The 12,116-nt window shown below is 67.6% G+C and carries 7 protein-coding genes and 1 pseudogene; 3 read left to right on the forward strand and 5 right to left on the reverse strand.

Annotated features, from left to right (window positions below):
* Positions 1-70: 70 nt before the first annotated feature.
* The 4 genes and pseudogenes from OCUBac02_RS27200 to OCUBac02_RS03805 form a co-directional block, all read right to left on the reverse strand.
* Positions 71-1,870 carry a peptidoglycan L,D-endopeptidase MepK gene (locus OCUBac02_RS27200; RefSeq protein ID WP_465247757.1) on the reverse strand — a complete coding sequence of 600 codons (1,800 nt, stop codon included), beginning with the start codon at positions 1,868-1,870 and terminating at the stop codon, positions 71-73.
* 285 nt (positions 1,871-2,155) lie between these two features.
* Positions 2,156-2,925, reverse strand: a pseudogene (locus OCUBac02_RS03795) (IS5 family transposase).
* Between the two features lie 177 nt (positions 2,926-3,102).
* Complete coding sequence (locus OCUBac02_RS03800; protein ID WP_173043515.1) at positions 3,103-5,019, reverse strand: L,D-transpeptidase family protein; 1,917 nt, start codon at positions 5,017-5,019, stop codon at positions 3,103-3,105.
* 105 nt (positions 5,020-5,124) lie between these two features.
* Complete coding sequence (locus OCUBac02_RS03805; RefSeq protein WP_047582116.1) at positions 5,125-6,621, reverse strand: sigma-54-dependent transcriptional regulator; 1,497 nt, start codon at positions 6,619-6,621, stop codon at positions 5,125-5,127.
* Between the two features lie 203 nt (positions 6,622-6,824).
* On the opposite strand from OCUBac02_RS03805, the gene OCUBac02_RS03810 reads away from it, so the two are divergent.
* Positions 6,825-8,666, forward strand: coding sequence for a M3 family oligoendopeptidase (locus tag OCUBac02_RS03810; protein ID WP_173043516.1), 1,842 nt, complete (start codon positions 6,825-6,827; stop codon positions 8,664-8,666).
* A gap of 99 nt (positions 8,667-8,765) precedes the next feature.
* Here the strand turns inward: OCUBac02_RS03810 and OCUBac02_RS03815 are convergent, their stop codons facing one another.
* Complete coding sequence (locus tag OCUBac02_RS03815; protein ID WP_173043517.1) at positions 8,766-10,298, reverse strand: outer membrane beta-barrel protein; 1,533 nt, start codon at positions 10,296-10,298, stop codon at positions 8,766-8,768.
* Between the two features lie 150 nt (positions 10,299-10,448).
* Between OCUBac02_RS03815 and OCUBac02_RS03820 the strand changes: the two genes are divergently transcribed.
* Both OCUBac02_RS03820 and OCUBac02_RS03825 read left to right on the forward strand, forming a co-directional pair.
* Positions 10,449-11,423, forward strand: coding sequence for a KpsF/GutQ family sugar-phosphate isomerase (locus tag OCUBac02_RS03820; protein ID WP_173043518.1), 975 nt, complete (start codon positions 10,449-10,451; stop codon positions 11,421-11,423).
* A 219-nt stretch (positions 11,424-11,642) separates the two neighbouring features.
* A complete protein-coding gene (locus OCUBac02_RS03825) occupies positions 11,643-12,062 on the forward strand; it encodes a MerR family transcriptional regulator (protein WP_173049320.1) in 420 nt (139 codons plus the stop codon).
* Positions 12,063-12,116: the final 54 nt, after the last annotated feature.

The following is a 12,116-nucleotide window of genomic DNA, read 5'->3' on the forward strand; positions in this document are numbered from 1 at the left end:
AGAATCTCATGACGGGGGCGCTGGTTTCCGAGATGCTCGGGTCAAGCCCGAGCATGACGCCCTGCAGCGTTCAGTTCTGGACGAAATTCGTCGGCAGCGGGCGGACGGCCGGGCCGGAGAAGCTGCCGGGCTTGGCGTCGACCGGATCGGCATGGCTGAAGCCCAGTGCCGCGGCCGGGCTCGGGCCGGCGATCGGCGTGCCCGAGGGGCCGGTGGATCTGGCGCGGGCCGTCGCGACGGTCACCGGCTTTCCGGGCGTGCGGCCGGTGCGCGAGACCGCTGCGAACAGGGAGGTCAGGCCGCCGCGATCCATTTCGGCGGCATCCTCGGGCTCGTCGGGGACCGGCATGGAACGCTGCGTCGCGGTCGCGAAGCTGACGCCGCCCTCGCGCGGCCGTACCGGCGGCAGCGAGGCCGTGACGAGGCGCCCCTCGCTGGCCTGGGTCAGCGGCGCTTCCGGCGCTTCCGTGCCCCGCAGCGAGGCGATCGCGGCGTCGGCGAGAGCGGTCGGTCGCATCGGCGGCAGCGGCGCATTGGTGGGCTGCCCGGCAGTGACGATCTCGCTCGGCCCGGCCACCTCGTCGGGGCGGCGCGGCGGCAGGGAGGCGAGCACCAGCTTCTGCTCGGGCTGGGGCGCGAAGGCGAGCGCGCCACCGGCCGCGGGCAAAGCCGCGATCTGGACGGGCGCTCCGTCCTCCGCCGGGAGCGAGAGGCCGCGCGGCCGCGCGAGCGGCAGGGGCGCGTCGATCAGCTGTGGCCGGATCTCCTGCGGGCGCTGCGGCGAGGCGGCCGCGACGGCAACCGCCGGAGGCTCCGGCGTCGGAGCGGGCTGCTGCTGAGGGGTATTGACCTGCGGCGCCAGCCGTTCCGAGCGCTCGCGCGTCAGCGTGCGCATCGCGGGCGCGGCTGGCTGCTGCTGCCCCAGGATGACGGCGAGGCGACCGCCATCCGGCGAGTTGGCATCGCCATAGCTGTTGGTGTTGGCATAGGCCATGACGGTCGGCTGCTGGCGCGGCGCGGGCCGGCGGCCGCGGGCGGCCGGGCGGGCATCGGCCTCCTCGTCGTCGCCGCCGAAGAGCGATGCCCACAGGCTCTTGCGGCCCGATGCGATGACGGCGCCTTCATCGAGCTCGGCTGCGGCATAGCCGGCGACGGCGCCGCCGCCCGACAGGATCTCCGCCTTGGCAAGTTCGTAGCCGGAGAGCGGCTGCCCATCGGCCGGCAGGTGAACGGTCTTCTCGTTGGGGAAGAGACGCACGAGCTGGTCGCGGGTCATCCGCGGCCAGGAGCGTACCGAGCCGACATCGAGATGGACGAAGGGGGTATGGGCGTTCGGATAGAAGCCGACGCCGCCGCGCTGTAGCCGCATGCCGACCTCGCGGATGCGGGCGGTCGGCACGTCCGGCAGGTAGAAATCCATCGCCTTGCCGAGCATGTGCTGGCTGTGCTTGGCGACGGCGCGCGAGCGGCGGCGCAGCATCGCGTTGGTGCCGGGTGCGCGATAGGACGAGACGACATGGAAAGGCTGGTCGGAGCCGAGCTGGCGCTGCACCTCCCAGATGACGTCGAAGAGCCGCGGGTCCATGCGGATCTGTTCGTCGGTGCGCCAGTCGCGCAGGGCCCAGTTCAGCTTCTCCAGCGCGGCCCCGTCATAGCGGCCGTCACGCTTGAAGGTGACGGTCGTCTCTTCCTTCGTGTGCATGTGCCGGATGGTGATGGTGCGGGTGTCACCGTTGGCGGCGGCATTCTGCGTGCCGCGGACACCGACCAGCATCGCGGCCAGCGCGAGGCCGAGCGCCAGCGCCTGTCGCGCGACTGGCTTCGCGCCGGACGGCGCGCATCCTGCAAGCGTGGCGGTTGTCCTGCCCAATCTGTCTGACTCGTCTCGATGCGCCCGCCGAAGCGGTGCGATAAACGTGAACGAACAGTTGCGGAGAAGCGTTAACGTCTCGTTAGCGAGCCGGCAATCGCCACGCCAAGAATTTCCTTCGGAAGGTGGCTAAAGTCGGATCATGGCGAAAAGGTGCCCAAGCGTGAGGGCATCTTCGCCAAGAATTTGTTCGGTAGCTCCCTGAGCCCTCATCCTGAGGAGCCACTCCCTCGGAATGGCGTCTCGAAGGATGCTCTAGAAGGATGCTCTAGGCTGAATCGACATTCACCGCATCCATAAGAGAGCTGCGGCGATTTGAATGAACGCGAGGAAGTGGACTGCCCTGCGGTCGAAGCGGGTTGCGATGCGTCGGAAGTGCTTGAGCTTATTGAAGCATCGCTCGATCGTATTGCGAACTTTGTAGGCCTCGAAGTCGTAAGGGATGGACTGCTTACGTGTCGGATTGCAGGGGATGACGGCTTCGGCCGCCATGCTGGCGATCAGGCAGCGCAGGCTGTTCGAGTCATAGGCTTTGTCGGCCAGGACCCGGCGCGGGGAAAGGCCTTCGAGGAGGGCTGGGGCGAGTGGTGCGTCGCCGCGCTGCCCCGGCGTGAGGATCAACCTGAGCGGGCGGCCTAGCGCATCGACGGCCATATGGATCTTGGTCGTCAGTCCTCCTCTGGAACGCCCCAGAGCCTGCTCCCCCCTTTTTGGCCGCCCCCCTTGCCGGTGGCCGCCTGCTGGTGAGCCCGCACGAGACTGGAGTCGAGGCTGACATAGTCATTGTCGGGATCGGCGATGAGATGAGCGAAGACACGCTCCCACACACCGGCCTTCGCCCATCGCGTGAAGCGCTTGTGAACGCTCTTCCACTTGCCGTAGCGCTCCGGCAGGTCGTGCCAATGCGCACCGGATCGCAGGACCCACAACACGCCGTTGACGAAGGTGAGATTATCCGCTCCGGACCGGCCTGGATCGCCAGCCCTGCCGGGCAACAGATCCTCAACCCGCATCCATTGTTCACGGCTCAGCTCGTACCGCTTCGGCTTCGGCATCATCGGCCTCCAGATCAACGAATCCGGAAACCCATGAATCACGCATCAATCACGATTTGAATCCTGAATGTCGATTGGCCCTAGAAGGTTCGGAGGCCCACCGAAGCATCCTTCGAGGCGCCGCTTCGCGGCTCCTCAGGATGAGGGCTGTGTTTTCAAACGGAGCCCGAGGGGGGCTCAGCCGCCCTGCTGCTCCAGCGCCTGCCGGACCAGCCTGTGGAATCCGTAGACGTCGTCGAAGCGGGTGATCCGGCCGTCCTCGCCGACGACGATGGTGTTGTAGACGAGGTGGATCGGCAGGGGTTGCGGCAGGTTGATGCGGCGCTCGCCCGAGCCGATCAGGCGCTTCAGCCGCTCATGCGTCCATTCCGGGCCGAGCACCTGATCGGCCAGCGCGAAAGGGTTCTCGACGCGGACGCAGCCATGGCTGAGCGCGCGCCTGTCGCGGGCGAAGAGGCGGCGATTCGGCGTGTCGTGCAGATAGACCGCGTGTTCATTCGGGAACATGAACTTGATCCAGCCGAGCGCGTTGCGCTCGCCCGGCGGCTGGCGCACCGAAATGCCGCCACCCTTGGTGCGGGTCACGACATAGCCGCGCTTGGCGGCATATTCCGGATCGGCGGCGAGGCCCGGCAGGAACTCCTTCCTCAGGATCGAGGGCGGCACATACCAGGACGGGTTGACGATGACATGGTCCATCTTGTGCGAGAAGATCGGCGTTGCCGATTCCGGCTTGCCGATGATGGCGCGGGTCTCGTGAACAACCCTGCCGGAGCGGATGACGCGCACGCGCATCTCGGGGATATTGGCCATGATGTGGTCGGTGCCGAGATCGGGCGGCAGCCAGCGCCAGCGCTCCATCTGAGCGATGATGTCCTCTTCGCCCTGGGCGCTGGCCGGCTTGCCGAGCGCGGCGAGCGTACGCTCGCTCAGGATGCCGTTGGCCGGCAGGCCGGCCTTCTTCTGGAAGTCGGTCAAGGCCAGCGCGGTCGAGCGGTCGAAGACCGGCTCCTCGCTGGGCCCGAGGCCGAGGCGGGCGCGCACCAGCGGGACGCGCTCATCGCGCATGCCGAGCTTGAGCGGCGGGCCGGCGGGGATGCGCACCAGCGGCGTGTCGTCGAGATGCTCGCGCATCTCCGCGAGCTTGGCCTTCAGGCGGCGGTAGCCCTCATGCGGCGGATTATAGGCGGCGAGAACGGTGCCGGCGTCGGTGGCGCCGGCAAGCTCCGAGAGAACTTCGGTCGCGGAAGGCAGGTAGAGCGTCGGCGTGATCAGCTTCGAGAGCTGGCGCGGGTTGAGGCGGCCGCCGCGGGCGTCGCGGGCATAGAGCACGGCGATGGCCGAGAGGCGGATATCGGCTTCGGCGAGCTTGGCCCTGTCGCTCGCCTCGAAGACGGGCAAGGCGTAGTCGTTCGGGCGCAAGCCATCCTCGCCGGCGCGGCCAAGCTGCGTCGCGATGCTTTTTCCGGCCTCGTTCCAGCCCTTGGCGCCGATCCAGAAGGGGCGGTTCTCATTGGCCTGATAGGCGGCGGCGATCTCGTTGCGTTCGCGCTCGCCGAGGCGGCGCAGCGTCAGCGCCTCCGGCAGGGCGGCCGCGATGGCGGCAGAGAATTCCGAGCCCGGCGGCAATTCGACGGCGACCTTCGGGATTTCCGGCAGGGGCACCAGCGGCTCGACGGTGCGCAGCGGCCCGGCCTGCGGGGCAGCCTGGACCGGTTCCGGCGATTTGACGACGGGCGTCAGGGCGGGGTCGGCCTCCGGCATCTCGATCGCGGGAATATCGAGCGTGACCGCTTCCTCGGTGATGTCGAGCGGGGCGGCGGCATCCTGCTTCGTCGGGTCCTGCGGGCGGCTGCCGGGCGTGACCGTGCCGGTGACGATCTCGGCATCGGGGGAATGAGCCGGCGCGGTCGCAGCCTGCGCGGCGGGAGCCGGCGGAGCGATATCGGACAGGCTCAGCTCCGGCTGCTCGGGCAACGGAATGCCGAGCGTCGCATCGGTTTCGAGAGGGGTCTCGGCGCGGAGCGGGAGGCATCCCAGGATGATAGCCAGGGCGGATGCCGAGGTCAGTTTCGCCCACTGGCGAGGACGCATGGTCGCTATCCCGATTGCTGCCGAACCCCGCCATTCCTGCGTGACTCGGCTGGTTGAGACAAGATGCGGCGGTGCAACAGACCGCCTCATTCGGTTAGTTGCAGATCACGCCGCGTCGGTTTCATCGCCGTTCGTTTCGCTCTCGATCAGCCCGTAATCCTTGAGCTTGCGGTAGAGCGTCGAGCGGCCGATGCCGAGCTTGCGCGAGACCTCGGACATGTGCCCGCGGTAATGCGCGAGCGCGAAGGTGATGATCTCGCGTTCGAGATCGTCGAGCTTGCGCATGTCGGAGCCGGCGACGAGGTCGAGCGCGTTGGGATCGCGCACCGGCATCTGGATGATGCGCGGGGGCGGCTCGCCTTGAGCCTCGGAGCGGGCGAGCGGGGCGGGGGCCGGCGGAATGCGGACCTCATAACCGTCCATCTGCGCGGCGATCTGCGGGAATTCGGTGGTGTCGAGCTCGGGGCCGTCGGCCAGCACGACTGCGCGAAAAACGGCGTTCTCCAACTGGCGGACATTGCCCGGCCAGTCATAGCCGGTGATCAGGGCGGCCGCCTCGGCCGTGAGCCCGGTGAGCTTGCGGCCTTCTTCCGCGGCGAAACGGGCGAGGAAGCCGCGCGCGAGATCGGCGATGTCCTCGCGGCGCTGGCGCAAGGGCGGCAGCGTGATCGGGAAGACGTTGAGGCGGTAATAGAGGTCCTCGCGGAATTCGCCGCGCTTGACCTGGTCGAGCAGGCTCTTGTTGGTGGCCGAGATCAGGCGGATATCGACGCGCACAGACTTCTTGCCGCCGACGGGATCGACCTCGCCTTCCTGGATGGCGCGCAGCAATTTGACCTGCGCATCGAGCGGCAATTCGCCGACCTCGTCGAGGAAGAGCGTGCCGCCATTGGCCTCGACGAACTTGCCCAGATGGCGCTCGGTCGCGCCGGTGAAGGCGCCCTTCTCATGGCCGAAGAGGATGGATTCGACGAGATTGTGCGGGATGGCGCCGCAATTCACGGTGACGAAGGGCTTGCCCTTGCGGTCGCTGGAGCCCTGGATCGCGCGTGCCAGAACCTCCTTCCCGACGCCGGACTCGCCTTCGATCAGGATCGGGATGTTCGATTTCGCGGCGCGCTCGGCCAGCCTGACGACGCGGGCCATGTCCGGGCTCTTGGTCGCGAGATCGCGGAAGCCCAGCGTGTTGGAGGCGCGGCGCTTGATATGGCGCAGTTCATGTTCGAGCGCGCCGAGCTTCAGCGCATTACGCAGCGAGACCTGCAGGCGCTCGGCGCCGACGGGCTTCACCACGAAATCGACGGCGCCGGCCCGCATCGCCGAGACGACGGTCTCGATCGAGCCGTTGGCGGTCTGGACGATGACGGGGATCTCGATCCCGCGCTCGCGCAACGCCGCCAGCACGCCCATGCCGTCGAGACCGGGCATGTTGAGGTCGAGGACGATCGCGCTGAAACGCTCGCCCTCGGGCAGGCCGAGCAGGGAGAGCGCGGCCTCGCCATTGTCCGCGCTCGCGACATCGTAGCCGAAGCGCTTGAGCATCGCGTCGAGCAGGCGGCGCTGGACGGGATCGTCGTCGACGATGAGGACGGTGTCGGTCATGGCATCTCGAAAGCCCGTGCAACATGAAAGAAATCTTGGCTACAGGCGGAATCACCTGTTCCGTTCTGGGGCATGGTCGGCCAGAAGGGTTAAGCGGGGTTTAAGCGGCAGCCGATGGCGGCGGGGCGGCCGCTACCGTTGATCGCCCGGCCCCTACCGGCCTAAGGATGGGGCTCGTTTCAGTGCGCAGAGGTATCGAGCGAATGGGTTTTCATGACACCGTCCTGCGTTCCGCCGCGAAGGCGGGGGCGGCAAAATCGGTCCAGACCACTGGCGAATTGCCGGAATGGGACCTGACCCATCTCTATCCCGGCATCGAATCGCCGGAGTTCAAGGGCGATCTGGAGCGGGGCCTTGCCGAGGCGCAGGCGGTGGCCGGCCGCTATCGCGGCAAGCTCGCGGAGCTGGCTGCCGCGCCCGACGGCAGCGCGACGCTGGCCGCCGCGGTGAAGAGCTATGAGGGCCTGAGCGACCTGCTCGGCCGGATCGGCGCCTATGCGGGCCTCGTCTATTCCGGCGACACGACCGATCCGCAACGCGCCAAGTTCTATGGCGATACGCAGGACAAGCTGAACGCCGCGATCACCGAACTCCTGTTCTTCGAGCTGGAGCTGAACCGGATCGAGCCGGAGCTGCTGGCGAAGGTCGCGAACCAGGCGCCGCTCTCGCACTGGAAACCCTGGCTCGAGGATTTGGCCAAGGACAAGCCGCACCAGCTCGACGACCGGATCGAGGCGCTGTTCCACGAGAAGTCGATGACGGGCGCGGCCGCCTGGAACCGCCTCTTCGACGAGACGATCGCCTCGCTGCGCTTCACCGTGGACGGCGAGGAGCTGACGCTGGAGCTCACGCTCAACAAGCTGCAGGACAGCGACGGCGAGGTCCGTCGCAAGGCGGCCGAGGCGCTGAGCACGGTGTTCCGCAAGGAGCTCCGCATCTTCGCGCTGATCACCAACACGCTCGCCAAGGACAAGGAAATCTCCGATCGCTGGCGGAAATTCGAGGATGTCGCGGATTCCCGCCATCTCGCCAACCGGGTCGAACGTGAAGTGGTCGACGCGCTGGTTGCCGCGGTGCGCGAGGCCTATCCGCGCCTGTCGCATCGCTATTACCGGCTGAAGGCCAAGTGGTTCGGCCGCGAGGAGCTGGATTTCTGGGACCGCAACGCGCCGCTGCCGCAGGTCGAGCAGCGCACGATTCCCTGGACCGAGGCGCGCGAGACCGTGCTCTCCGCCTATGGCGCCTTCTCGCCGGAGATGGCGGCGATCGCGAAGCGCTTCTTCGACGAGCGCTGGATCGACGCGCCGCCGCGCCCCGGCAAGGCGCCGGGCGCCTTCGCCCATCCCACGGTGCCGTCCGCGCACCCCTACGTGCTGCTCAATTATCAGGGCAAGCCGCGCGACGTGATGACGCTGGCGCATGAGCTCGGCCATGGCGTGCATCAGGTCCTGGCCGCGCCGAACGGGGCCCTGATGGCGCCGACGCCGCTGACGCTGGCCGAGACGGCGAGCGTCTTCGGGGAGATGCTGACCTTCCGCAAGCTGCTGGATTCGACCTCAGATCCCAAGCAGCGCAAGGCGATGCTGGCGGCCAAGGTCGAGGACATGATCAACACGGTCGTGCGCCAGATCGCCTTCTACACCTTCGAGCGCAAGGTCCATGAGGCCCGCCGCGAGGGCGAACTGACCCCGGAAGCGCTCTGCGAGATCTGGATGAGCGTGCAGGAGGAAAGCCTCGGCCCGGCGATCCGGTTGTCGAGCGGATACGAGCCCTATTGGTGCTACATCCCGCACTTCATCCATTCGCCCTTCTACGTCTACGCCTATGCCTTCGGGGATTGTCTGGTGAACTCGCTCTACGGCGTCTACCAGAACGCCGCCGAGGGCTTCCAGGAGCGCTATTTCGCGCTGCTCTCGGCCGGCGGCAGCAAGCCTTATGGCGAGCTGCTGGCGCCTTTCGGCCTCGATGCGAAGGATCCAGGCTTCTGGCAGATCGGGCTGCGGATGATCGAGGGCATGATCATCGAGCTGGAAGGGATGGAATGAGGGCCAAGGCGTCATGGCCGGGCTTGACCCGGCCATCTCGGAAACCAGTGCCTTCTGGTCATGAGATGCTCTGGTCAAGCCCGAGCATGACGGCTTAAGCTAGAACTGCACCCTCAGGCCTACCAGCGAAACATTCGCGGTATAGTCCGAGCCCTGCGCCGTCGAGTTCAGGCGCTCATGGGTGAAGCTCGCGCGCACGGCGAAGGTGCGCGTCAGCTTGTATTCGAGTCGCGCGCCGACATTGGTGTAGTCCTCGCGCAGGCCCTGGCCGTCATATTCGGTCCGGCTGAAATTGGTGAAGCCGGTGACGGTGAGATTGCGGCGGAGCGCATGCGCCACTTCCAGCGTGGCGCGCCGCACGGTCGTGCCCGAGGAGCCGGCGATGGTGGTGTCGCCGAGCTCGGCGGCGCCGCGCAGCGTCACCGTGGTCAGCGGCGTCGGTGTCCAAAGGATCGCGGCATCGCCGACGAAGCCGCGGAGGTTCTTCAGGCGTGTATCGTCGTATTTGCGGTCCTGGTAGCCGCCGGAGACCTCGCCGGTGAGCTGGCGGCTGATCTCGAAGGTCGAGCCGACGCGCCCGGAGACGCCGTTCGACGAGCGCATGTAGCCGCTGGAATCGGTCTTCTCGTCGAAATCGCGCTGGTCGATCTCGGCCTGGACGAAGGGCTTGAAGCCGGGCGTGACCTCATAGGCGGCGCGCAGGCGCAGGCCATATTGCGTCTGGTTGCGGTCCTTCTGCGAGAGCATCGCGCCGTTCGACAGGCGGGCATCCTCGTAGTCGCTGCGGTCGACCGAGCCACGTAGCGTCAATTGCAGCCGGTTGATGTCGTGGGTGACGCCGGCGGAGGCGCCGTACTGGTAGATCTGTGGGCGGCCGGTCACGTTGGCAGTCAGGTCGGGCGAGCCCGGTCGCTGCGTGTCGAGCCTCAGCCGCGATTCCAGGAGGATGCGGGTGTCGCGCGTCGCATCGAGCCGCAGGTCGAGATTGCCCTCGGCATCGGGGCGCGAGGCGTCCTTGGCGCGGAAGAATTCGAGATAGCCGCCGCGCAACTGGCCCTTCAGCTCATGGACGTTCCAGTCGGACTGGATCGCGAGTTCGCCCTCGTGCCGGCTATAGGCCGAACCCTTCGCTCCAGGCGCCGATGTGCGCTGCGGGTTGGTGTCGTAGCCGATCGAGTTGGTGATCGCGGGGCGCAAGGTGATGGAGCCGATCCGGATACCGAGCGCGGCGTAAGGGTCTTCCTCGCTCGCCGGGCGGCGCCGGGGCGGCGGAGCCGGTGGCGGGGCCGGCGGCAGCACCGTGACGGCGGGCTGCGGCGGCCGGAACTGGCGCTGGGTGACGCCGCGGAGCGCCGGCGCCTGGATCGGCTGGCTGGCGCGTGGCGGCTGCCGTCCCGAGACGGCCGAGTCTTGACGCTGGATCATGCCCGCGGGATCGCGCACGGCTTCCGGCTCCGCGGTCGCCGGCGTGAGGGCGGGCTGCGGCGCTGCAGGCTGCTGGGCGACATAAGTCGGCGTGCCGGTCCTGAGATTGCCGGGCGGCATCTGCTGGGCCTGCGCCGCTGCGCAGGCGAGCACCAGCGCGGCCAGGGCCGTGCCGGAGAGAAGCAGGGTCGTCTTGCGGCCGGACACGGGCGTCGCAGGGCTCCAGAGGGCGGGGCGCGCGGATGGCGCGCATGGTTAATGGAGTTAGAACGAACAGGGTTAAGGAGCCGTCAACGCTGCCCGCGCCCGTCGGCAGATAGTGGAAATGGCTGGTGCGGCCGTGCTACAGCGCCGGCCATGACAGCCGATATCCGCGACTCCGCCCTCCGCACCATCGCCACGGAACGTGCCGGGCTCGATGCCCTCCATGACGCGCTGGCGAACGGGCTGGGCGGGCCTTTCGCCGAGGCCATCGCCATGATCCGTGGATCGAGCGGCCGCGTGATCGTCTCCGGCATGGGCAAGTCCGGCCATGTCGGGCGCAAGCTCACGGCGACGCTGGCCTCGACCGGCACGCCCGCGCATTTCGTCCATCCGGCCGAAGCGAGCCATGGCGATCTCGGCATGGTGCAGCCCGAGGACGTCGTGATCGCGCTGTCCTGGTCGGGCGAAGCGGTCGAGCTTGCGGCGCTTGTCGGCTACACCCGCCGTTTCCGCGTCGGGCTGATCGCGATCACCGCCAATGCCGAGAGCACGCTGGGCAAGGAGGCCGATATCGCGCTCGTCCTGCCCAAGGCGACGGAAGCCTGCCCGAACGGACTCGCGCCGACGACCTCGACGACGATGCAGATGGCGCTTGGCGATGCCCTGGCCGTGGCGCTGCTGGAGGCGCGCGGCTTCTCGCGGCAGGATTTCTTCGTCTACCACCCCGGCGGCAAGCTCGGTGCTCAGCTCAAGACGGTCGAGAGCATCATGCATCGCGGCGCCGAACTGCCGCTGATCGGGCTCGACACGCTGCTGCCGGACGTGATCGCGATGATTTCGGAGAAGGGTTTCGGCTGCGCCGTGGTCATGGACCTGGACGGCAAGCTCGCCGGCGTCGTCACCGATGGCGACCTGCGCCGCAAGACGGCGATGGCCGGCGGCATCTCGCTCAGGGCGCGCGACATCATGTCGGCGAACCCGCGCCGTGTCGGCCTTGATACCCTGGCGGTCGAGGCACTGGAACTGGTCAACCGTAGCCGGATCACGGCGCTCATCGTCGTCGACGGCGACGATCGTCCGGCCGGGCTGGTGCATGTTCACGACCTCTTGGCGATGGGCGTGGCGTAACTTCGCGCGTCATGCTCGGGCTTGACCCGAGCATCTCGTGACGTCGAGGCAAGAAGTTTGGCCCGGCCCGAGATTCTCGGGTCTGCGCTTCGCTTCGCCCGAGAATGACGGTGAGGCGGGGCGGTCGCTCTTGCCATATCGCTGTCGGGATCTATCTAAAGCTGTAGAGACTATAGCTTTAAAGGTGCCCCCATGACCGCAACCGCCAAACTCGAACGCGTGATGCCGATCGGTGCGCTGGCTGATCGCACCGGGGTCAAGGTCGAGACCATCCGCTATTACGAACAGGTCGGACTTCTGCCGCCGCCGGAGCGTTCCGAGGGCAACCAGCGCCGCTATGGCCGGCGCCATGCCGAGCGGCTCGCCTTCATCAAGCATGCGCGCGATCTCGGCTTCGCGGTCGAGAACATCCGCACACTGCTCAAGCTCTCCGACACGCCCGGCATGGCCTGCGACGAGGCGCATGCGATTTCGGTGGCCCATCTCGACGAGGTCCGCGACAAGATCGCGAAATTGCGCTCGCTGGAAAAAGAGCTGGAGCGGATCGCGACGACCTGTTCGGGCGGCGTCGCGGCGTGCGACTGCGCGATCATCGAGGCGCTCGCCGATCACGGACAATGCAGCCACGCCCATCATTGAAGCAGGGTCACAGGCCGGAAATCTGCCTTGCCTCTCGTCTCCGGGGCGAAAAGG

The organism is Bosea sp. ANAM02, from assembly GCF_011764485.1.
GTDB lineage: Bacteria > Pseudomonadota > Alphaproteobacteria > Rhizobiales > Beijerinckiaceae > Allobosea.

Bases quoted from the DNA above. Each gene is read 5' to 3' on its own strand.
- OCUBac02_RS03810 (WP_173043516.1), top strand. From the start codon at position 6,825: ATGGGTTTTCATGACACCGTCCTGCGTTCCGCCGCGAAGGCGGGGGCG.
- OCUBac02_RS03800 (WP_173043515.1), bottom strand. From the start codon at position 5,019: ATGCGTCCTCGCCAGTGGGCGAAACTGACCTCGGCATCCGCCCTGGCT.
- OCUBac02_RS03820 (WP_173043518.1), top strand. From the start codon at position 10,449: ATGACAGCCGATATCCGCGACTCCGCCCTCCGCACCATCGCCACGGAA.
- OCUBac02_RS03805 (WP_047582116.1), bottom strand. From the start codon at position 6,621: ATGACCGACACCGTCCTCATCGTCGACGACGATCCCGTCCAGCGCCGC.